Annotated in this window: 21 protein-coding genes and 1 pseudogene; 14 read left to right on the top strand and 8 right to left on the bottom strand. The window is 60.0% G+C overall.

The window, feature by feature from the left end:
* Nucleotides 1–6: 6 nt before the first annotated feature.
* On the bottom strand, nucleotides 7–930 hold the full coding sequence (locus ACTNBK_RS02915; RefSeq protein WP_441143447.1) for a hypothetical protein: 924 nt from the start codon (nucleotides 928–930) through the stop codon (nucleotides 7–9).
* A 147-nt stretch (nucleotides 931–1,077) separates the two neighbouring features.
* On the opposite strand from ACTNBK_RS02915, the gene ACTNBK_RS02920 reads away from it, so the two are divergent.
* The 3 genes from ACTNBK_RS02920 (at nucleotide 1,078) to ACTNBK_RS02930 (ending at nucleotide 4,391) form a co-directional block, all read left to right on the top strand.
* On the top strand, nucleotides 1,078–1,368 hold the full coding sequence (locus ACTNBK_RS02920; RefSeq protein WP_441143449.1) for a helix-turn-helix domain-containing protein: 291 nt from the start codon (nucleotides 1,078–1,080) through the stop codon (nucleotides 1,366–1,368).
* A 539-nt stretch (nucleotides 1,369–1,907) separates the two neighbouring features.
* Nucleotides 1,908–2,963: a D-alanine--D-alanine ligase family protein gene (locus ACTNBK_RS02925; protein WP_441143450.1), complete on the top strand. Its 1,056-nt coding sequence runs from the start codon at nucleotides 1,908–1,910 to the stop codon at nucleotides 2,961–2,963.
* Nucleotides 2,964–2,996: 33 nt separating this feature from the next.
* A complete protein-coding gene (locus ACTNBK_RS02930) occupies nucleotides 2,997–4,391 on the top strand; it encodes a UDP-N-acetylmuramoyl-tripeptide--D-alanyl-D-alanine ligase (protein WP_441143451.1) in 1,395 nt (464 codons plus the stop codon).
* Between the two features lie 50 nt (nucleotides 4,392–4,441).
* On the opposite strand, the gene mtnA is transcribed toward ACTNBK_RS02930, so the two are convergent.
* Nucleotides 4,442–5,467, bottom strand: coding sequence for an S-methyl-5-thioribose-1-phosphate isomerase (gene mtnA, locus ACTNBK_RS02935; protein WP_441143453.1), 1,026 nt, complete (start codon nucleotides 5,465–5,467; stop codon nucleotides 4,442–4,444).
* A 72-nt stretch (nucleotides 5,468–5,539) separates the two neighbouring features.
* Between mtnA and ACTNBK_RS02940 the strand changes: the two genes are divergently transcribed.
* From ACTNBK_RS02940 to ACTNBK_RS02975, 8 genes are all read left to right on the top strand, one after another.
* Complete coding sequence (locus ACTNBK_RS02940) at nucleotides 5,540–7,441, top strand: ABC-F family ATP-binding cassette domain-containing protein (RefSeq protein ID WP_441143455.1); 1,902 nt, start codon at nucleotides 5,540–5,542, stop codon at nucleotides 7,439–7,441.
* A complete protein-coding gene (locus tag ACTNBK_RS02945; protein ID WP_441143457.1) occupies nucleotides 7,438–8,244 on the top strand; it encodes a YdcF family protein in 807 nt (268 codons plus the stop codon). Before ACTNBK_RS02940 ends, ACTNBK_RS02945 begins: the two co-directional genes overlap by 4 nt.
* 30 nt (nucleotides 8,245–8,274) lie before the next feature.
* Nucleotides 8,275–9,339 (top strand): peptide chain release factor 1, encoded by a 1,065-nt coding sequence (gene prfA / locus ACTNBK_RS02950; protein WP_441143574.1) that lies wholly within the window; start codon nucleotides 8,275–8,277, stop codon nucleotides 9,337–9,339.
* A gap of 16 nt (nucleotides 9,340–9,355) precedes the next feature.
* A complete protein-coding gene (locus ACTNBK_RS02955) occupies nucleotides 9,356–9,613 on the top strand; it encodes a hypothetical protein (RefSeq protein WP_441143458.1) in 258 nt (85 codons plus the stop codon).
* 155 nt (nucleotides 9,614–9,768) lie between these two features.
* Nucleotides 9,769–10,785, top strand: a complete 1,017-nt coding sequence (locus ACTNBK_RS02960; protein ID WP_441143460.1) for an L-threonylcarbamoyladenylate synthase — start codon at nucleotides 9,769–9,771, stop codon at nucleotides 10,783–10,785.
* A 56-nt stretch (nucleotides 10,786–10,841) separates the two neighbouring features.
* Complete coding sequence (locus tag ACTNBK_RS02965) at nucleotides 10,842–11,588, top strand: hypothetical protein (protein ID WP_441143462.1); 747 nt, start codon at nucleotides 10,842–10,844, stop codon at nucleotides 11,586–11,588.
* Nucleotides 11,585–12,184 (top strand): dephospho-CoA kinase, encoded by a 600-nt coding sequence (coaE, locus tag ACTNBK_RS02970; protein WP_441143464.1) that lies wholly within the window; start codon nucleotides 11,585–11,587, stop codon nucleotides 12,182–12,184. Before ACTNBK_RS02965 ends, coaE begins: the two co-directional genes overlap by 4 nt.
* Before the next feature lie 16 nt (nucleotides 12,185–12,200).
* Nucleotides 12,201–13,610 (top strand): aminopeptidase, encoded by a 1,410-nt coding sequence (locus ACTNBK_RS02975; protein ID WP_441143466.1) that lies wholly within the window; start codon nucleotides 12,201–12,203, stop codon nucleotides 13,608–13,610.
* Nucleotides 13,611–13,668: 58 nt separating this feature from the next.
* Here ACTNBK_RS02975 and ACTNBK_RS02980 read toward each other — a convergent pair whose 3' ends face one another.
* From ACTNBK_RS02980 to ACTNBK_RS03005, 6 genes and pseudogenes are all read right to left on the bottom strand, one after another.
* A complete protein-coding gene (locus ACTNBK_RS02980) occupies nucleotides 13,669–14,091 on the bottom strand; it encodes an S-layer homology domain-containing protein (RefSeq protein ID WP_441143576.1) in 423 nt (140 codons plus the stop codon).
* 15 nt (nucleotides 14,092–14,106) lie between these two features.
* A pseudogene (locus ACTNBK_RS02985) lies at nucleotides 14,107–15,399 on the bottom strand (glycoside hydrolase family 18 protein); the annotation flags it as partial.
* A gap of 154 nt (nucleotides 15,400–15,553) precedes the next feature.
* Complete coding sequence (locus ACTNBK_RS02990; RefSeq protein WP_441143468.1) at nucleotides 15,554–16,120, bottom strand: 2-oxoacid:acceptor oxidoreductase family protein; 567 nt, start codon at nucleotides 16,118–16,120, stop codon at nucleotides 15,554–15,556.
* On the bottom strand, nucleotides 16,117–16,872 hold the full coding sequence (locus ACTNBK_RS02995; RefSeq protein WP_441143469.1) for a thiamine pyrophosphate-dependent enzyme: 756 nt from the start codon (nucleotides 16,870–16,872) through the stop codon (nucleotides 16,117–16,119). Before ACTNBK_RS02995 ends, ACTNBK_RS02990 begins: the two co-directional genes overlap by 4 nt.
* Nucleotide 16,873: 1 nt before the next feature.
* The gene (locus ACTNBK_RS03000; protein WP_441143471.1) at nucleotides 16,874–17,935 is read right to left on the bottom strand and encodes a 3-methyl-2-oxobutanoate dehydrogenase subunit beta; all 1,062 of its coding nucleotides are present in this window, start codon (nucleotides 17,933–17,935) and stop codon (nucleotides 16,874–16,876) included.
* A 25-nt stretch (nucleotides 17,936–17,960) separates the two neighbouring features.
* Nucleotides 17,961–18,158, bottom strand: coding sequence for a 4Fe-4S dicluster domain-containing protein (locus ACTNBK_RS03005; protein ID WP_130849710.1), 198 nt, complete (start codon nucleotides 18,156–18,158; stop codon nucleotides 17,961–17,963).
* Between the two features lie 211 nt (nucleotides 18,159–18,369).
* On the opposite strand from ACTNBK_RS03005, the gene ACTNBK_RS03010 reads away from it, so the two are divergent.
* The 3 genes from ACTNBK_RS03010 (at nucleotide 18,370) to nhaC (ending at nucleotide 21,929) form a co-directional block, all read left to right on the top strand.
* On the top strand, nucleotides 18,370–19,134 hold the full coding sequence (locus ACTNBK_RS03010) for an IclR family transcriptional regulator (protein WP_441143473.1): 765 nt from the start codon (nucleotides 18,370–18,372) through the stop codon (nucleotides 19,132–19,134).
* A gap of 212 nt (nucleotides 19,135–19,346) precedes the next feature.
* Nucleotides 19,347–20,408 carry a butyrate kinase gene (gene buk / locus ACTNBK_RS03015; RefSeq protein WP_441143475.1) on the top strand — a complete coding sequence of 354 codons (1,062 nt, stop codon included), beginning with the start codon at nucleotides 19,347–19,349 and terminating at the stop codon, nucleotides 20,406–20,408.
* A gap of 84 nt (nucleotides 20,409–20,492) precedes the next feature.
* Nucleotides 20,493–21,929, top strand: a complete 1,437-nt coding sequence (nhaC, locus tag ACTNBK_RS03020; RefSeq protein WP_441143477.1) for a Na+/H+ antiporter NhaC — start codon at nucleotides 20,493–20,495, stop codon at nucleotides 21,927–21,929.

Consider the following 21,929-nt stretch of genomic DNA (forward strand, 5'->3'; position numbering starts at 1 on the left):
TTTCAATTAAAATGCCTTTTCATTTACATCATTACAGAGAAGCAACTGGATGTGACCGATGGTACCGTTTGTATCATTTATAGTCCAACTTAACTTGATGTATATACCCTCTACCAGGCTCCAGCAACATTCATAATCGTGGAAGAAGGTCTCTGTCGTTTCGATTATTTTGCCGTGGGGGATATTTAGAGCGTTATCTATTTGTTCTTTTAATTCGTCCACGTCGTTAAGTGTAGCAATATACTCAGTCCCGAGAGTATAAGCATTTGTACCATCATAATAGGATTGCCCATCAGACCAAAAGAAATTGATTTGCCAGATTTTTTCATTCTCCGGGTAGAACAAAAAAGTCGCTGTACCTTCTAAGTCTCCCGCGTTCGCAACACAGGATACTTCTTTTGCGCCGCTTTTGTATGTGAAAGTGGAATAATCGCCACATTCTTTCCTTATTATCGTCAATAGTTGAGAATAATGCTCATCTGAGCAGATGAGTTGCAACGGAATACCGTCAACAATAGAACATAATCCGTCACCAAACTGTGCTTTTATCCGCCGATTATAGTAGGATGCTTCGTCAAGCTCGGTAACAACGCCATCCACTTTTGATATTTCTACATAGCTTTTTGTAGTATTCCGATTGTATCCACCGAAGCCGTTTTGCGCAGAATAGTCAACAACAATCGTACCAAAATAGGCAGTATCATTTTCAAAACTTTCCCCGTCGAGATTCGCACTGTGTACTTGCAAGGACTCGGGATTTTTCAAGCGGTCTTTTAATGCTGTTTCCACTGCGGCAACGGCTATTTCTGTATAGCTGATGTCTTCTTGATTGGCTCCCGAATTAACATTACTTTCTGCGCACGCTGAACATAAGAGAAGTAACACGGAGAGGGCGCAACAGAACCAGGCGAACCGTTTCGGGTTTATCATGGGCGTCTCCTTTCACCGTTTGATAGCGGTTTGGATTTATACCATAATTATAGCTTCTTTCTACCTAAAGTCAACTTATGGTTGGCCTAAAGTCTCCTATAAGTGGTTGTCCCGCTGGTACACTATTGGCGGGAGGGGGAATAGCTTATGGTTGACTGCTCTGAAAAACTGCGGGCACTCCGTGAAGCAAGAAAACTGACACAACTGCAGGTAGCAAACAGGGTCGGCGTCTCAAAAACCATGATCTCTGCATATGAGACGGCAAGCAAAGCTCCCTCCATTGAAGTTTTGATTCGCCTTTCACGGTTATATGGTGTTAGCGTTGATTATTTGGTTTGCGTGGATGCTCCAAAGGTTGTTGACGTATCAACTCTGGACGATAATACGGTTGCCTTGGTATCGGCACTCGTGGAAAAACTAAAGGGCAGAACTGAGTGAGCAGCGATTATAAAGGGATGCTTTTGGCATCCCTCTTTTTTCGTCATAGCCTCTATTTGACACGGGGAAACAGGGCGTGTATAATATATAATGTACTGCCATCTGATGTGTATTCGAAACGGAACGGGAGTTACCCCAGATTTTACCCCATTTGCCTATCCTATGACGGGGTAAGATAAAACATGATGGAAAGTAAAATCCAGTGTTATTAGGGGATCGAGGGGAAGATGAGGCGTGATGAAACATGACAAAGTTGTGCTCTTCAAAATCCCCACCATGAAGCCCCTGGACTAAGGTTGGGACGGTACGCCAGCACACAGACCGTATTGCACAGAGCCGCTGACATTGTCAGCGGCTCTGTTTTTCTGCGCTATATCTCTGTTTGAAAGAAGCTGGCCGTGGGACATTCATGTTGAGATTTTTAAAGTGATATGGTAAAATAATATATTCGTGAGAGAAGCGCCGAAAATAGAGTGCCTTTTCCGGCGCATACGCATATCCTGTCAGTGAGGAACCATTCCGAGAGGAGTTTTGTCTGCATGAAGATCGTGGTCTTGGCCGGCGGCCTGAGTCCCGAGCGCAACGTATCCCTGTCCTCGGGCGTCATGGTTGCGGAGGCGCTGCGGAGCCGCGGCCACCGGGTGGCCCTGGTGGATCTGTATTTTGGCTTGGAGAACTGGGAGGGAACGCCGGAGGAGGTCTACGATGCCCCGGCGCCCGAGAAGTGGCGGAGGGTAGATCATACTGCTCCCTACCTGGAGGAGATCCGTGCCCGGCGGAAGTGGAAGAGTGAGAGCCAGTTCGGTCCGGGGGTGCTGGAGCTGTGTGCCGGCGCTGATGCTGTCTTTCTGGCCCTCCACGGCGCCTGCGGTGAGGATGGCCGGGTACAGGCCGCCCTGGACCTCATGGGTATCCCCTATACCGGCTCCGGCTACCTGGGCAGCGCCATCGCCATGGATAAGGACCTGACCAAGCGCCTGTGTGCCCAGGCTGGCGTAGCCACGCCCCAGTGGAAGCTGCTGGAGTACACCGAGGGGGAGATTCCCACTCTGAGCCAGAGCCTGGAGCTGCCTCTGGTGGTGAAGCCCATGGACTCCGGCTCCTCCATCGGTGTGTCCATTGCCCACACCCGCCCCGAGCTCACGGCGGCCCTCACCGCCGGGCTGGACTTCGGCGGCCGTGTCATCGTGGAGCAGTATGTCTCCGGCCGGGAGATCCAGGTGGGCGTGCTGGAGGAGAAGGCCCTGCCCTCCATCGAGATCATCCCCAAGCAGGGCTTTTACGACTACGAGAACAAGTACCAGCCCGGGGCGGCAGTGGAGGTCTGCCCGGCGCCGGTGGACACCGGCCTGGAGACCCTGCTGGAGGAGACGGCCCAGAAGGTCCATACCCTGGTTGGCCTGGCGGTCTATTCCCGCAGCGACTTCATCGTGGACGATCAGGGGAAGCCCTGGTTTCTGGAGATCAATACCCTGCCCGGCATGACCCCCACCAGCCTCCTGCCCCAGGAGGCGGCGGCGGTGGGCATCGATTATCCCACCCTGTGTGAGCGCATCCTCACAGCCTCCCTGGAAGCCCGGAAGGCCGGACGCTGAGGGACGGAGAGAAGAAAAGGAGAAGGTCATACTATGGAGCCCATTACCATACGAGAGATCATTGCGGCCGTGGACGGCAAGCTGCTGGGGGAATTCACCGATCTGGACCAGACGGTGACCCACGTTTTCACCGACAGTCGGAAGCCCGATCCCGGTGCCCTTTTCATCCCCCTGGTGGGGGAGCGCTTTGACGGCCACGCCTTCATCAACGACGCCCTGGAGGGCGGCGCGGCCGGCTGCTTCACCCAGCGGGAGCGGGAGAGCTACCTGCCGGGCAAGTTCTATATCAAGGTGAACAGCACCCAGAAGGCTCTCCGGGACCTGGCCCGCTGGTATAAGCGGAAGTTCCCCATCCCCTTCGTGGCCATCACCGGAAGCGTAGGAAAAACCACCACCAAGGACATGGTGGCGGCGGTGCTGGGGGAGCGGTTCAAGGTCCTCAAGACGGAAGGCAACTTCAACAACGAGGTGGGGTTGCCCCTCACCCTGCTGCGCCTGAACAGCACCCACGAGATCTGTGTGCTGGAGATGGGCATGAACCACTTTGGGGAGATCGAGTACCTCAGCGCCATCGTGGAGCCCGATGTGGCCGTCATCACCAACATTGGCGACTCCCATATCGAGAATTTGGGTTCCCGGGAGAACATCCTTAAGGCCAAGTGCGAGATCTTTTCCCACATGGACCCGAAGAAGGGCTTTGTGATCCTCAACGGGGACGATCCCCTCTTGGCCGGCCTGCGGCCCACTCTGACCTTTGAGACGGTGTCGGTGGGCACGGCGGAGGGCCTGGAGTACCGGGCCACCGACGTGTCGGCGGACGGGGAGAAGAGCGTCTGCTGCCATGTGACCACCCCCAGCACCGATTTTGACGTCCAGATCCCCGCTCTGGGCAGCCACATGCTCTATCCCACCCTCACCGCCGCGGCGGTGGCGGAGCACTTCGGCATGACCAGCGAGGAGATCGCCCGGGGTATCCTGCGCTTCGCCCCCACCAAGATGCGCATGAATATCCTCAAGCGGGGGAACGGCATCACCATCCTCAACGACACCTACAACGCCAACCCCCAGTCCATGCGGGCGGCGGTGGAGGTGCTGGCCAAGACCGGCTCGGGCTACAAGATCGCCGTGCTGGGCGATATGTTCGAGCTGGGGCCCTTCGCCCCAAACCTCCACGCCGGGGTGGGCGCCTATCTGGCTAAGGCGGGCATCGACTGCCTGCTGGCGGTGGGCGAACTGGCCCAGCACATCTACAAGGCCGCCCAGGAGGCCAATGTGGCCGAGTCCTTCTGGTGCCTGACCAAGGAGGAGGCCAAGCCTATTCTGGAACAGCTGGTGCGGCCCAATTCCACCATCCTGGTGAAGGCCTCCCGGGGCATGGCCTTTGAAGAGCTGGTGGACTACCTTAAGTCCATCACGGAGGAGCCGTAAGGAAAACGAAAAGCCGTGCCGCAACAGCGGCACGGCTTTTGGGGGATACTTCAGCCGAAGAGCTCGGCCAGGCGTTCGTCAAAGGGTGGGTGGATGACCCCTTTTTCGGTGACGATGCCAGTGAGGAGCTTGTGGGGGGTCACATCGAAGGCGGGATTGTAGACCCCCACGCCCTCCGGCGCCGTCTGCACCCCGGCGAAGTGGGTGACCTCGTTGGGGTCCCGCTGCTCGATGACGATGTGCTTCCCGTCGGGGATGGACATGTCGATGGTGGAGGAGGGCAGCACGGTGTAGAAGGGAATGCCGTGGTAGGCGGCCAGCACCGCCACCCCGTAGGTGCCGATCTTGTTGGCGAAGTCACCGTTGCGGGCCATGCGGTCGCAGCCCAGAAAGACCATGTCGATCTTGCCCTGGGCCATGAGAGAGGCCGCCATGTTGTCGGTGATGAGGGTGGCGGGGATGCCGTCCTTCACCAGCTCCCAGGCGGTGAGCCGGGCGCCCTGGAGGAGGGGGCGGGTCTCGTCGCAGTAGACCATCTCCACATTCCCCTTGGCGTGGGCGGCACGCACGACGCCTAGGGCGGTGCCGTAGCCGCCGGTAGCGATGGCGCCGGCGTTACAGTGGGTGAGGATCCGAGCGCCGGGGGGTACCAGCTCAGCACCGTACCGGCCGATCTTCCGGTTCATGGCGATGTCCTCTCGGTGGATGGCCTCGGCCTCCCGGGTGAGGACGGGGATGGCCTCAGCGCCGCTGCCGGCGGCGGAGAGGGTGAGCTTCATCCGGTCCAGGGACCAGAAGAGGTTGACCGCCGTGGGCCGGCTGGCTGCCAGGTCCTTCACAGCCTGGTCCATGCTGGCCTGAAAGTCCTCGGGGGTCTGGTCCCGGAACTCCATGGCGGCCAGACATACGGCGTAGGCTGCGGCGATACCGATGGCCGGGGCGCCCCGGACCACCAGGCGCCGGATGGCGTCCACCACTTTCCGGTAGTCGGTGTAGTCGTCCCAGACTTCCTCCGTGGGGAGCCGGGTCTGATCGAGAAGGGCGAGGGAATCCCCCTGCCAGCGAATGGCGTCCATGGAGCATGGCCTCCTTATTTCAGCAAATTTTTACGTGTTCATCATACCACATCGGGGAGCGGGAGTAAACGAATGATAGACATATCCGTGTCAAACGTCAGTAAAGAATTTGAAGTGGGCCGGAAGATCCTAGACGGGGTCACCTTCCAGGTGGACACCGGGGAGCGGGTAGGCCTGCTGGGCAAGAACGGGGCGGGCAAGACCACCCTGTTCCGCATCCTCACCGGAGAGCTGGAGCCTGACGAGGGCCAGGTGTCGGTGGCCTCGGGCAAGCGGGTGGGCCTCATCTCCCAGATCCCGGTATACCCCGACGGCTATACGGTGGAGATGGTGCTGCGGGCGGCCTTCCAGCGGCTGAAGGACATGGAGGGGGAGATGGAGACCCTCACCGCCCGGATGGCGGCGGGGGAGAGCGACCCCGCACTCCTGCGCCGGTATGACGTCCTGACCGCCGCCTTCGAGTCCGGCGGCGGCTACGATGTGGAGACTCCCCTCAACAAGGTGTGCAACGGCCTGGATATCTCCGCCGATATGCGTGAGCGGCCCTTTGCCGACCTCTCCGGCGGCGAGAAGACCCGGGTGAATCTGGGCCGCCTCATTCTGGAGGACACCGACGTGCTGCTGCTGGACGAGCCCACCAACCACCTGGACCTGCGCTGTACCGAGTGGCTGGAGGACTATCTCTCCCGATTCAAGGGCACTGTCCTCACCATCTCCCACGACCGCTGGTTCCTGGACAAGGTGGTGAGCCGGGTCATCGAACTGGAGAACGGCAGGGCTGAGTTCTACGCCGGCAATTACAGCTACTATGTGGAGGAGAAGGAGCGCCGCTATCAGGAGAAGCTCAAGCAATACGAGAAGGAGCAGGCCAAGATTGAGCAGCTCCAGGCGGCGGCGGACAAGATGCACCTGTGGGCCTTCATGGGCAATGACAAGCTCCACAAGCGGGCCTTCTCCATGGAGAAGCGCATCGCCCGCCTGCGTAAGACAGACAAGCCCCGAAAGGACCGGAAGCTGGAGATCAAGTTCGGCGAGCGGGAGTTCCGGGGGGACGAGGTCATGGTCATCAAAGACCTGAAGAAGTCCTTTGGTGACCGGACCCTCTTCGAGCATGTGGACCTGGAGGTGGTGGGAGGCGAGCGCATTGCCCTGCTGGGGGACAACGGCACCGGCAAGTCCACCCTCATCAAGATGATTATGGGGGAGGAGGTCCCCGACGAGGGCAAGATCCGGCTGGGCCCCACGGTGAAGATCGGCTATCTGCCCCAGATCATCCACTTTGACCGGCCCGACCGGAACCTGGTGGACACCATGCTCTACGCCCAGAACTGCTCCACCCAGGAGGCCCGGGACCGGCTGGCGGCCTTCGACTTCCGGGGGGAGGACGTCTTCAAGAGTGTTTCCACCCTCTCTGGCGGCGAACAGTCCCGGCTGCGGCTGTGCATGCTCATGGACAACAAGATCAACCTCCTCATCCTGGACGAGCCCACCAATCACCTGGACCTTAACTCCCGGGAGTGGATCGAGGAGGCGGTGGCCGACTATACGGGAAACCTCCTCTTTGTCTCCCACGACCGGTATTTCATCAACCAGTTTGCCACCCGAATCTGGATGCTGGAGGACGGCAAGATCACCGACTTTGAAGGGACCTTTGCCGAGTACCGGGCCTGGAAGGAGAAGAAGCTGCCGGCGCCGCCCCCGAAAAAGGAAGAGGCTCCGGTGAAGAAGGAGAAGCCCAAGCGTACCGGCGGCACCAAGATGCTGGAGAAGGAGGTGGCCGCTGCCGAGCGGGAGGTCACCAAGGCCGAGGAGCGGATGTACGACCTCACCCAGGAGATCGAGGCCTCCAGCAGCGACTATCTGAAGCTCACGGAGCTCTACGAGCAGCGGGAGGCTCTGGAGGAGGAGATCGCCCATCTCTACGCGGTCTGGGAGCGGCTGAGCGCCGAGCTGGAGGAGGCGAAGGCGGAGTGAATACAAAGCCATACCGGCCCTATCAGGGGGGCGGGCTCTGGGGCCGGACGGTAACCGCTCTGGGAATTCTGCTGCTGGTGTGCGCCCTGGGAATGTTCCTGCTTGCCCCTTTCAGCCTGCAAAAATTCGCCGCCTTCCCAGCGGCGGGGGGCGTCTACCTGATCCTCTACGGCCTCACCGCCCGGTGTGAGATCTCTACGGGCCGGATGCTGCGCCGCATCCTGCTGGCGCTGCTGGCCCTGGCCGTAGTTGCCTTCGCCGCTCTGGAGGCAGTGGTGCTCACCGGCGCCCAGACGGAGATCGCCCAGGGCGAGGAGGAGCCGGAGGTCATGGTCATCTTCGGCTGCCAGGTGAAGCCCTGGGGGCCCTCGGAGCTCCTACAGAACCGGCTGGACACAGCCCTTACTTATCTGGATGACCACCCAGACATGACGGTGGTGGTCTCTGGTGGTCAGGGCCCTGACGAGCCCATGAGCGAGGCCCAGTGCATGTACGACTATCTGGTGGAGCACGGCGTAAACGGGGAGAACATCGTGCTGGAGGACAACTCCAGTAACACCTGGGAGAACATTCAATATACATTAGAGCTGTTTCAGAATGGTACGGTAGAGCCCACGGGGAAGATCCTGGCTGTGTCCAACGGTTTCCACCTGGCCCGCATCCGGCTGCTTTGGAGCCGGGAGTGGGAGGGGACCTACACCCTCTCCACCCTGGCTGCCCCCTCCAGCCATCTGCCCTCCCGACTGTCCATGTACCTCCGGGAGCCCTTTGCCCTGGTCAAGTCCTGGCTGCTGGACCGGTAGCATAAAACCCACATTGAGGAGCACGCTATGCTGGAAGAGAAACTCAAGGCATTGGAAAATCAATACGCCGAGCTGGAGGCCCGGCTGGCGGCGCCGGAGACCTACGACGACCCGGCCCGGGTGGCCCGGCTCAACAAGGAGCAGCGGGAGCTGGAGCCGGTGGTCACCACCTACCGGGCCTGCGTGAAGCGCCGGCAGGACCTCCAGGAGGCTGAGGGCCTCCTGTCCGACCCGGACATGAAGGAGCTGGCCCAGGAGGAGTACGCCGCGGCTAAGGCCGACATCGAGGCGTTGGAGGAAAAGCTGAAGATCCTGCTGCTGCCCCGGGACCCCAACGACGACAAGAACGTCATCGTGGAGATCCGGGCCGGGGTGGGGGGCGAGGAGGCGGCCCTCTTTGCCCACTCCCTCTATCGCATGTACTCCATGTATGCCGAGTCCCGGCACTGGCATGTGGAGGTGGACTCGGCCAGCGAGACCGAGCTGGGCGGCGTGAAGGAGATCTGCTTCACCATCGACGGAGACGGAGCGTACAGCCGCCTGAAGTTTGAAAGCGGCGTCCACCGGGTCCAGCGGGTTCCTGAGACAGAGAGCGGAGGGCGTATCCACACCTCCACCGCCACCGTGGCGGTGTTGCCCGCGGTGGACGAGGTGGACTTCGAGCTCAACCCCGCCGACATCGAGATGCAGGTCTTCCGGTCCTCCGGCGCCGGCGGCCAGCACGTGAACAAGACCTCCTCCGCCGTGCGGCTCATCCACAAGCCCACCGGCACAGTGGTGGAGTGCCAGCAGGAGCGCAGCCAGTTCCAGAACCGGGATAAGGCCATGCAGCTGCTGCGGTCCCGGCTCTACGAGGAGAAGGTCCGGGAGCAGGAGGCGTCGGTGACGGCGGAGCGCCGCAGCCAGGTGGGCACCGGGATGCGCAACGAGCGCATCCGCACCTATAACTTCCCCCAGGGCCGGGTCACCGACCATCGCATCGGCCTGACGCTATACCAGATCGACGCCATCATGGACGGAAACCTGGACGAGATCATCGACGGCCTCGTCACCGCCGACCAGGCCGAGCGTATGAAGGCCAGTCAAGAGGAATAAAAGGAGATCGAAGACCATGGAAATGCTGATTCATTTCAATACCCTGCCCCAGGACCTGACCCTGGACGCCGTGAAGTCCGATCTGGCCCTCCTGTTGGAGGACGATGGCTGGCTCATCGGCTCCGGTGAGCATCACATCGAGCTGGAGCTGGAGGATGAGAAGGCCAATCCCAAGTATGGCATCCTTACAGTAAAGGGCTATCTGCAAAAGGCCAAATTTACCCCGGACACCACCATCGAGCTGGCGGGGGTGCCGGTGGGCATCTACGAATGACGGAGGGACCTCATTTATGAAGATGGCCATTTCCATTGTGAACATCGTGTTCGGCGCGGTCCTCATTGCCGCTGGTGTGGTGAGCCTGGTGCTCAACTGCCGGGAGAGGGGCCGAGAGCGCTGGCGCTGAACGGAAGAGATCGAGGCGAAGAAGCATGAAGACAGAGAAACTGACCGCCGTTGACGTGGAGCAGGCCGCGGCTATTCTGCGGCGGGGCGGCCTGCTGGGCATCCCCACCGAGACGGTGTACGGGCTGGGGGCCAACGGGCTGGATACCGAGGCAGTGGCCCATATCTTTGAGGCAAAGGGGCGGCCCCAGGACAACCCCCTCATCCTCCACGTCCCATCGGCGGAATGGCTGGAGCGGTATTGCCGGCACATCCCCGACGCCGCCTATACCCTGGCGGCGCGGTTCTGGCCGGGCCCCCTCACCATGATCCTGGAGCGAAAGCCGGTGGTGCCCGACGTGGTCACTGCCGGGCTGGACACCGTGGGTATGCGCTGCCCCGCCCACCCGGTGTGCCGGGCCATCATCGCCGCTGCCGGCGTGCCGGTGGCGGCCCCGTCGGGAAACACCTCCGGCCGCCCCAGCCCCACCAACATGGCCGACATGCTGGAGGATATGGATGGGAAGATCGACGGCATCGTGGACGGTGGCCCCTGCTCCGTGGGGGTGGAGTCCACCATCATCGACCTCACCGAGCAGCCGCCCCGGCTGCTGCGGCCCGGCGGCGTCACCCTGGAGGAGCTCCGGGACGCCCTGGGGGAGGTGGCAGTGGACCCGGCAGTCACCCGTCTCATGGGGGCGGGGGAGCATCCCCGGGCCCCCGGCATGAAGTACCGCCACTACGCCCCCAAGGCCCCCGTCACCGTGGTGAAGGGAGACGCGGCGGCCACCGCCGCCTACATCCAGGCCCACTTGGGCGAGGGCGAGGGCGTGGTCTGCTTCAACGAGTACGCCGGCCTATATGCCGGTCATATCGTGGAGAAGCTGGGGCCGGCGGCGGACAAGGCCGCCCAGGCCCGCAACGTCTTCGATGCCCTCCGGGCCTTTGACGAGACCGACGTCACGGCCATCTGGTCCCAGTGCCCCGACGAGGGAGGCATTGGCCTGGCCATCTCCAACCGGCTCAACAAGGCGGCGGGCTTCCACATCATCGATCTGACCTGAAGCCGTAGACGAAGCGGCGAAAATGGTGTATGATACCGGAGGGAGGAGGGAGCGTGATGCAGGTGCTCTTGGTGCTTTTAATCCTAATCGTTCTGGTTATTCTGGTCGTTCTGGATATCCGGCAGAAACTAGACCTGGGCCACCCGGTGTTTGTGCTGCTGACGGCCGTGGGGTATTTCTGCTCCGTGGTGTGGACGGTGGCCTTGGCGCTGATGGCCCTGATCGAGACCCTGGACGGCGGCTCCCTGCTGGTATGGGGAAAGGTGGCCATGTCCACCCTGCCCGGAACCCTGTTCGGGCTCTACGTCCTCCTGCGAGCCAACCTCACTCCCATGCACCGAAAGAGCGCCTCTCCGTCCCGACGGACAGTCCGCCTGCTGGATGACGGCCTGGTCATTGGCCTGCCCCTCCAGGTGGCGGTGGTGGTGGGCTATGTGCTGGTCGCCATTGGTCTCCACAGCATGTTCCAGGGCCCCCTGTGGATGTTGCCCTTTTACCCTCTGGTGCTGGCAGTCCTGTGGCCCATGATGCACCTGGTGTTCCATGTGGCTATCGTGGCCATTGCTTTGGACCCGCTCATCCTGCTGGTTGCCTTTCTCATCGGCCTGCTGTGGACCGTCCAGGTGATTTTCCTGGCCCACGGCTCGGTCCGGGGCTCCCTGATTGCGAAAAAGAGCGCCGGATCTCTGGTGGCCCATATTTTGTTGAGCTTCGTTCCGGTGGTCAACCTGGTGCTGGCCATCCGTCTGCGCTGCACCATGAGAAAAATGGAAGTTCCCGTGTGGGAGGAGGTCCAGGTATGAAGATCATCGGTATCACCGGCCCCACCGGGGCGGGTAAGACCACGGCGCTGAACGCCCTCACATCTCTGGGTGCCTGTATTATCGATGCCGACGCGGTGTACCACCGCCTGTTGGAGGAGAGCGCCCCCCTGCGGGAGGCTCTCACTGCCCGCTTTGGGGACATCTGCGACGGGGTGGGTAAGATTGACCGCAAGAAGCTGGGCAATGTGGTTTTTACAGACTCCGCCGCCCTGTCCGAGCTCAATGTCATCACCCACCGATTTGTGGGAGAGGCCATCGACCAGCTCTTGACGGGAGCGGAGGAGTCCGGCTGCCCCGCCGCCGCCATCGACGCCATTGCCCTCATCGAGAGCGGACTGGGAGAGCGGTGTGACGCCGTGGTGGGAGTCATCGCCCCGGCGGAGGTGCGCATCCGGCGCATTATGGCCCGTGAGGGTATTTCCGAGGAGTATGCCCGCAAGCGGGTGAGTGCCCAGAAGGGGGAGGACTTCTTCCGGGCAAACTGCGATTATGTGCTGGAAAATACGGAGGACGACACGCCCGAGATCTTTGGTGAGCGGGCCCTGGTTCTCTTTACCGAAATCTTAGATCATTGAATAGGAGGTTATTCCCATGGAAGAGAAAAAGAACGCCGGCGATCAGCGCCGGGATGCCATCCTTTACCGGCCCAAGAACGGTTGGGATCGGATCAGCGCCGCTCAGGAGGCGGAGCTGAAGAGCTACTGTGAGGACTATAAGAAGTTCCTGGACAACAGCATGACCGAGCGGGAGGCGGTGGAGAGCGCCATCGCCCTGGCCGAGGCCAAGGGGTTCAAGCCCTTTGTCCGGGGCATGACCCTGAAGGCCGGTGACAAGGTCTACCGCTCCAATCGGGGCAAGGCCATCATGCTGGCCGTGGTGGGCAGCGAGTCCCTGGATCAGGGCGCCAACATCTGTGCCGCCCATATCGACTCCCCCCGTCTGGATCTGAAGCCCAACCCCCTCTATGAGGACGCAGAGCTGGCCTTCTTCAAGACTCACTACTACGGTGGCATCCGCAAGTACCAGTGGGTGACCATTCCCCTGGAGCTCCACGGCGTGGTGGCTCTGAAGGACGGCTCTACCGTGAAGGTGGTTGTGGGTCCCGCCGCTGGCGACCCTATCTTCACCATCGACGACCTGCTGCCCCACCTGGGTGCCGAGCAGGCCAAGAAGCCCCTCAGCGAGGCCATCCCCGGCGAGAGCCTCAACGTTCTCATCGGCAGCCGCCCCTTCGCCGGCGACGAGGGGTCTGACCGGGTGAAGCTGGCTATCATGGACATCCTCAACCAGAAGTACGGCATTGTGGAGGAGGACTTCATCTCTGCCGAGCTGGAGGTGGTCCCTGCCTTCCGGGCCTCCGACGTGGGCTTTGATCGCTCCCTCATCGGCGCTTACGGCCACGACGACCGGGTGTGCGGCTACGCCGCCCTGGCCGGCCTGCTGGACCTGGAGGAGGCCCCCGCCAAGACTGCCGTTTGCATGCTGGCTGACAAGGAGGAGATCGGCTCCGAGGGCGTCAGCGGCATGCAGTCTGCCGCCTTTGATACCTTTATGTCTGACCTGTGCGACGCCCAGGACGTGAAGCTGAAGGCCTGCTATGAGAAGTCCTTCTGCCTCTCCGCCGACGTCACCGCCGCCTTTGACCCCAACTTCCCCGAGGTCTATGAGAAGCGCAACAGCGCCAAGGCCAACTATGGCATTGGTCTGGCCAAGTACACCGGTGCCCGGGGCAAGTCTGGCTCCTCCGACGCCTCCGCCGAGGTGGTGGCCAAGATCCGGGCTGTGCTGGACGACGCCGATGTGGTGTGGCAGATGGCCGAGCTGGGCAAGGTGGACGCCGGCGGCGGTGGCACCGTGGCCTGCTATATGGCCAACCGGGACATCGACACCCTGGATGCCGGTGTGCCCGTGCTGAGTATGCACGCCCCCTTCGAGACTGTGTCCAAGCTGGACTGCTATATGACCTATGCGGCCATGAAGGCGGTCTATCTGTCCAAGTAAGATTTTGCACGAAAAACACCCTGTTTCCCGCTATAGCGGGAAACAGGGTGTTTTTTATTCAGCGGAGAAAGAGCGCGGCAAACCGCTCCAGGATCACGGCCAACTCCGCCCGAGTGGCGGTGCCTCCGGGAACCAGGGTGGTCTGAGTCCGGCCGGTGAGCAGGCCGTTGTCCACCGCCCAGGCCATGGCGGTCCGGGCGTAAGGGCTCACCTGGGCGGCATCCTTAAAGCCGGAGAGCTTGGCCCGGCCGGCGGTGTCGTAGCCCTGATATTGGGCGTAGCGGTAGAGCAGGGCGGCCAACTGTTCCCGGGTGACCGGGTCCTCCGGTCCAAAGCGGCCGTTTTCATAGCCCAGGACAATCCCTTCTTCCGCTGCCCAGGCTACTGCCTGGGTGTACCAGGTGTCGTCGGCCACATCGGGAAAGGAGGGGGTTTCCGCCTTGGGGCTGCCCGCCAGACGGTGGAGAATGGTGGCTGTCATACTCCGGCTGATGGACAGGTGGGGGGAGAATAGGTTAGCAGAGGTGCCGGTCATCCAGCCCTGCTCGTGGACGTAGGCCATGGCTGTGGCATACCAGGCGCCGGAGGAAACATCGGCAAAGGGACTGCCGTCCAACTGGGAGACGGCGCTTTCGATGAGAACGGCGCCCCCGTCCTGGGAGAGCTCCCAGAAGCCGATGCCCTGGAGGTCCAGATCCCGGGCCAGAGCGGCCTTTTCGGCCATGGACTGGGAGTCGTCATAGGAGAGGAAGCTGCCATTACCGTAGAGGTAGGGGACCCTGGCCTCGGCGTGCCGGAGCTGCCGGTAGGACGGGTCGGAGAGGTAGGTGGTCACCAGCGTGTCATAGGGAATGGAGCGGGCGGTAGTGAAGGTGCTATAAAGTCCGTTTTCGCTGCCGTTTACCCCGTCATAGCGGTAGCTGTAGAGGGGCATGCCCAGCACCAGCTTGTCTGCGGGCACGCCTTTTTCCAGATAGGCCTCCACGCTGCCGCTGACACTGTTCTGATAGTGTGGGGCTGAGCCAGAAGGCGTATAGAGGGGAGCATTAAAGTCGGCATACTTGTCCCAGGGGCCGTGGATGTCGTAGGCCATGAGGAAGATGTGGTCCACCACGTCGGCCACGGCGGTGGGCTGGATGTTGCCCAGGTACCAGTCCCCTGCAGCGCCGGCGATGGTGAGCTGGTAGTCCTTGCCATCCCGTTTTTCCTGACGGTCCAGCTCCTGGCGGATGGCCCGGAGGAGCAGGGTGAAGTTCTGCTTGTCCTAGGGGCGGTGGTGGGTGCCGGAGGTGCCACCGGAGACCGGGTACTCCCAGTCCAGATCGATGCCGTCCAGGTCATGGGCGGCAAGAAGCTTCGCGCAGCTCTGGGCAAAGGCGGTCCGTCCGGCGGCGGTGGCAGCCACATCGGAGAAGTGGGCGGAGTAGTCCCACCCACCAACCGACAGTATGAGCTTCAGATGGGGATATTCCTCTCGCAGGGCCCGGAGATCGGTAAAGTTTTTTTCGTCCTGCACGGGATTGTCCAGGGCCAGGGTGCCGGTATCCGGGTCAATCATGGCAAAGGCGTAATTGATGTGGGTCAGCAGGTGGGCGGGGATGTCCGAGGCACGGTAGCCCTGGTAGGCCGACCAGCCGGCGTAATAGCCCACCACCGTGCTCTGGGGATATGCGTATGTATCGTTGTCGGCCCCTGCGCCAGCGGGGACGGCTCCCACCGGTGGTCGCAGCAGCAGAAGAACGGCGCAAAGAAGGAAGGTGCGCCGCAGAAAAGGTTTTGGAAAAGACATAGAACGCTCCTTTTTCGCGGATATATGCACTTATTGTACCTAAAATGGAGCGCAGAGACAAGAAAAGGATCTTCCCAGCTCTTCCGTGTGTTGGGTATAGAGGAAAAAGAATGCCGCCTGACCCGTGTGGGTCAGGCGGCATGTGCTTATTCTGTCAGCGGACACAGGAGGTGTTGGTGAGGCACTCCACAGCATTATAGCCGGCGTCAAAGGCCTTGGCATTGGACTCGTTAAATTTAGACTTGCCTTTCTTCTCGAACATGTGGTTCATGGCGGCGATGGCGGCCTCCTTTGTGAAGTCGCCCATGAGCTTGACAACAGCGCCGGTCATGACCACGTTGGCGCCCTTGGGGTTGCCCAGGGAGGTGGCGATCTCAGTGCAGTTGACGTGGACGTAGGTCACATCCTGCCTGGCATCATCGGAAATGGTGACGGTATCGCCCACCAGCACGGTGCCGCCGGGTGCCACGATTGGGAGGAACATATGGAGGGAGGGCTCATTCATGGCCAGCAGCAGGTCGGGCTGCTCCTGGGAGGGATTGTAGATGTAGTTTTCTGCGCAGTACTTCACCGTACAGTTGGCGGTGCCGCCGCGCATGGCGGAGCCATAGGAGGGGACCCAAGTGACGTTCAGGCCCTCGGTAGCGGCAATGTCGGAAATGATGAGGCCCACAGTCAGAACGCCCTGTCCGCCGGAGCCGGCAAATACGATCTCTCTCACTTCTGCTCCTCTCCTCTCTTCTTGAATTCACCGATGGGGTAATAGGGGATCAGTTCCTTTTCGATGCGCTCCATAGCCTTGACCGGGGTGAGACCCCAGTTGATGGGACAGGGAGAGAGAACTTCCACGATGGAGTAGCCCTCGTGGTTGAGCTGGGCCTGGAGGGCATTTTTGATGTAGCCCTTGAGCTTGTTGATGTTGGCGGGATTGGTGACGGTGCCCCGGGCGGCATAGGCGGCACCGGGGAACTCCTGGGCCACGATCTCCGGGAAGCGGATGGGGTAGCCGGTGACGGAGCAGTCACGGCCATAGATGGAGGTGGAGGTCTTCTGGCCCTCCATGGTGGTCAGGGACATCTGGCCGCCGGTCATACCGAAGTTAGTGTTGTTGATGACGATGACAGTGATGTTCTCGTTGCGGTAGGCGGCGTTGAAGGTCTCGGCGATGCCGATGTTGTAGGCGTCACCGTCGCCCTGGTAGGAGACCACCAGGGTGTCGGGGCTCACCCGCTTCATGCCGGTGGCCACCGCGCCGGCGCGGCCGTGGCAGCAGTGGAGACGGTCACACTCCAGACCGGCGCCCAGGTTGGAGGAGCAGCCCACGCCGATGGGGAAGATGATGTTGTCCAGCTGGTCCAGCTCCTCCAGAGCCTCCATGATCAGACGGCTGACGATGCCGTGCCCACAGCCAGGACAAAAATCCATGGGTTTGTCCACCAGGGCAGGGACCTTTCTTTCACGGGTAGCGGCCATATCAATAGACCTCCTTTACTTCGCCGTTCTTGATCCGGTGATAATCGGCCTTGATGCTGCGGATGGGGGGCGTGTTATAGACGTATGTAAGAGCGTAGGCGGGGATATTGCGGTCCTTGTTGGTCTTTTTGATGTAGAGGGCGGCGTCGTCCACCAATTGGCCGGTGGCATTCTCCTCCACAGTGATGACGCCCTTGCAGGCGGGGTTGATCTTGGCAAAGGCTTTTTCCGGGAAGGGCCAGGCGGTGATGGGACGGATGAGGCCCACCTTCTCGCCTTCGGCCCGCAGCTCACGGATGGTGCCCAAGGTGGCCCGGCCGGGAACGCCGTAGGCCACGAACACGTAGTCGGCATCCTCAACGCCTTCGTCGAACCAGCGCTGCTCGTTCTCCTTGATGGCGGCGTACTTCTCACGCAGCTCCACAGCCTCCTTGCGGGAGTCCCGTTCGAAGATACCGATCTTTTTATAGTCGTACTTGCCGGTGAGGGCCCAGGGGGTCCGCTTGGTCTCCACGAAATCGGGGAGGGTGACCGGCTCCATCATCTGGCCCAGCGTGCCCTCGCCCATCATGACCACTACGATGCGGTACTTCTCAGAGAGTTCATAGGCGGGGAGCATCAGGTCCACGAACTCCTGTACAGAGGAGGGACAGAGGACGATGCAACGGTAGTCGCCCTGACCGCCGCCACGGGTCTCTCGGTTGTAATCGCACTGGGCGGTGAAGAGAGTGCCCAGGCCATTGCCGTAACGGACCTGGGTGATGACCACGGCGGGGAGACCCTCGTCGCATAGGGTGGAGATGCCCTCCTGCTTCAGGGAGATACCCGGGCCAGAGGAGGCGGTGAGGGCCCGAACACCACAGGCAGAGGCGCCGATGACCATGTTGATGCCGGCCAGCTCGCTCTCGGCCTGGACAAAGGAACCGCCGACCTCCGCCATACGCCAGGACAGATATTCCATGATCTCGCTGGAAGGGGTGATAGGATAGCCAGCATAGAACCGCGCGCCTGCCCGGACGGCGGCCTCTGCGATGGCCTCGTTGCCTTTCATCATTTCAGCCATGTCGTATATACTCCTTTCCGCTCACTCAGCCCAGGACGTGGAACACGCCGTCGGGACACACGGTGTAACAGATGCCGCAGCCAATGCAGGCTTCGTCGTCGATCTGCACAGGGTAATACCCGGCATCGTTGAGCTCAGTCGACTTGCTGATGCACTTTTTGGGGCAGTTGTGGATGCAAAGGCCGCATTCCTTGCACCGCGCCCGGTTGATTTCGACCTTCATCTGGGTCCCTCCATTCACTATTTGTTCCGTAGAATAGAACTATGTTCCGATATTTAGAGCATACACCCACCGCCTGCCCATGTCAATACCTCCCGGAAGGAAAATTTAGCGGATATGAAAATTGTTTCACTGTGTGGAACAGCTTGACACCGATTTGGAAGTGTAGTTTAATTATGGTTGAAAATTGCGAGTGTTTAGGGAGGAATGTCGTGTGTCTGACATCATTCAGTCGGTGGACCGGGCTCTGGAGATCATGATCTATCTGTACCATGAGGGGAAGGAGACCAGCATTACCAAGATCGCGGCGGACCTGGGCGTCTATAAGAGCACGGTATACCGCACACTGGTGACCCTGGAGAACCGTGGTTTTGTCCGCAAAAATCCAGAGACGGAAAAATACTGGCTGGGAAACCGTCTGTTCGTCCTGGGGAAGGGGGTAGAAAACCGGATGGGGCTGCCGGAGATCGTCCGTCCCTATGCAAAAAAGCTCTATGACGCCTATTGCGAGGTAGTCAATGTCTCCATTCTTGAACGCAATCCGGACGATGTCTACCGCAGCGTCATCATCCTGAAGGAGGAGAGCAACCGGCAGGTTCTCACTGTCAACCCGCCGGTGGGGTCCAGCAGCGAGTGCTACTGCTCTTCGGTGGGCAAATGCCTGTTGGCATACAGCGCCGACATTGACCTTGGCGTTTATGAGACCCACCCGATGCGTCCTCACACCGACCATACGATTACCACAGTGGCGGCACTGCGGTCAGAACTGGCGAAGGTTCGGGATCGGGGCTATGCCTTGGACCACGAGGAGCTGGAATATGGTCTGACGTGCATTGGTGCGCCTATTTTGGACCAAAAGGGGGAGGCAGTGGCAGCCATCAGTCTCTCCGGCCCCACCAGCCGCATGCTCTCCGGCGATATTGAGGAGCGGATCGAAGCGGTCAAGCGGATCGCCCGAGAAATTTCCAGTAACTTTTGACACCAGGTTTCTGTTCCGCCACATGGGACACGTGTTTTAAATGCATAAAAAATCATTGTGATTTTGTACAAAAAGTATGCTTGACATTTCCAGAGAATGGGGGTATGCTCAACAGCGTAATGGGAAGAAGCGCCGCGCGTTTCTTTCTTTTCCGACAATATAGGAACATTGTTCTGAAGAATAGAACAATAAAGAAAGGCGGGGAAAGGAACATGAAGATCCTGGTCATCAATCCGGGTGGCACTTCCACGAAGATCGCGGTTTTTGAGGACGACAAGCAACTCTTCAAGGCCAATATCACCCATACGGCGGAGGACCTGAAGCCCTTTCACAAGGTATTCAATCAATTCGGCTATCGGAAGGAGCTTATCTTGCGGGCGGTCACAGAGCAGGGCATCGAGTTGAAGGCGCTCTCCGCCGTGGCCGGTCGGGGCGGCCTGATGGAGCCTATTCCGGGCGGAACTTACGCCGTCAATGACCGTATGGTGGAGGATATGCGCAACGCCGTCCACGGAGAACATCCCTCCAACCTGGGCTCTGTGCTGGCCAAGGAGATCGGCGATGAGCTGGGGATTCCCTCTTTCGTGGTAGACCCCGTCTCTGTGGATGAGCTCATGCCTATAGCCAGGATCTCCGGCATCTCCGATCTGGAGCGGCCCAGCTGGTTCCACGCCCTCAACCACAAGGCGGTGGCCCGGTGGGCGGCGGAACGGGTGGGGAAGCCCTATGAAGAATGTGACCTCATCGTGGCCCATCTGGGCTCCGGCAACTCTATCGTGGCCCATAAGCACGGCCTAATGATCGACGGTAGCGGTGGCCGGACCAATGGTCCCTTCTCTCCCGAGCGCAGCGGCGGCTTGCCCACCTATCCGCTGGTGGAGCTGTGTTACTCCGGGAAATACACCCATGAGGAAATGGTGGCGAAGCTCAGCTCTGTGGGTGGTATGTACGACTATCTGGGTACCAAGGATGCCCAGGAAGTGGAGCGGCGCATGGCTGAGGGCGATGAAAAAGCAAAGCTGGTCTATGAGGCCTATGTCTATGCCATCGCCAAGGAGATCTGCTCCTACGCTGCCGCTTTTGAGGGGAAGGTGGACCGTATCGTACTCACCGGCGGAATTGCCCACTCCGAGTACGTGGTCCGTGAGGTGGGCCGTATGACGGCCTTCCTGGCCCCCATGGAAGTGGTGGCTGGCGAGTTTGAAATGGAGGCACTGGCCTTGGGAGCCCTGCGGGTGCTCCGTGGGGAGGAGACGGCAAAGGTCTACCAATGAGCGGAAAGCTCCCAACCGTCGCCTGCGTCCTGTGAGGAGGCAGGTGGGAAAGGAAGGATAACATGGAGAAAGAGGGCGGCCATCTTGTCTCAACCCGAATGTAGGACCAAGCGCGAACCAAGCGTTGGAATGTCCCTTGTGGTATTCCTAATCGCTATGGGGATCATGCTCTTCGGACTGGTGATCTTTGAACTGGATATTCATATTGTCATGCTAGTGGCCCTGGCCTTTGCCTGCATTGCCTCGGCTCCGCTTGGATATAGCTTTGATGACCTGTTGGAATGCATGAAGAAAACGCTGGGTCAGTCCATGTCGGCCATGGTGATCTTCATTTTCATTGGCCTCATCATCGCAGCATGGATCTTCTCCGGAACGGTGCCGGCGCTGATCTATTACGGACTGCACTACATCACGCCCAAATTGTTTCTCCCAGTTGGCCTTCTGCTGTGCAGCCTGACCTCCATGTCCATCGGTACTTCCTGGGGGACAGTGGGGACCATGGGACTGGCCATGATGGGGATCGGCGCCGGAATGGGGATTCCGGCTGGGCTGACCGCCGGCATGGTGCTGTGTGGGGCCTCCTTCGGCGACAAGATGTCCCCCATTTCTGATACCACGAATCTGGCGCCGGCGGCAGCGGGGACGACCTTGCAGCGGCATATCAGCAGCATGTGGATGACCACACTTCCGGCCTATATCATCGTCTTTGTGATCTTCACGATCATTGGTCTTTTTTATCAGGATGGGCAGATGGATTACACCACCATTAATACTTTTATCGACATGATTGGAACAACGTTCTATATTTCGCCTGTTCTTTTGCTGCCTGTTGTGGTTCTGCTGGTGCTCAATATCCGGCAGTTCCCCGCCATACCGGGTATGGCCATCGGTACGCTGCTGGCAGTCATTCTGGCAGTGGTGGTGCAGGGGGTCAGCATCCGGGATGTGATCTCGGGCCTGAACTACGGCTACACCGCCTCCACCGGTGTGGAGATGGTGGACACCCTGCTCCAGAGGGGCGGGATCCAGAGTATGATGTATACCTTCTCGCTGGCCTGCATTGCGATCTCCTTCGGCGGTGTCATGGAGCGGGTGGGGTATCTGCATAAAGTCGTAGGACTGGTGGTCTCAAAGGTCAAGTCAGACAAAATGATGGTGCCGTTGGTCATCGGATCGGCCACCGTGGGCACCATGGTCATGGGCGAGGTCTACCTTACCCTAGTGCTCAACGGTAACCTGTTCCGGGAGACCTTCAAGGAGCGTGGACTGCGTCCTGAGATGCTCTCCCGGCTGCTGGAAGAGGGTGGCACCCTGACCCAGGTCTTTGTCCCCTGGTCCACCACCAGCATGTTTGTCACGGCAGCGCTGGGAGTCTCCACTGCGGAATACTGGAGATTTGCCCTGCTGCACTATATCAATCCACTGCTCTCGATTGTACTTTGTTTCTTTGGGTACGGCGTACTGTATATCAACAAACCTTGCCGCTGGGACAAGAGATGCGGCCCTGTGGAGGAGTCATGA

Source organism: Intestinimonas sp. HCP28S3_D6, assembly GCF_052065695.1.
Classification (GTDB): Bacteria; Bacillota; Clostridia; order Oscillospirales; family Oscillospiraceae; genus Intestinimonas.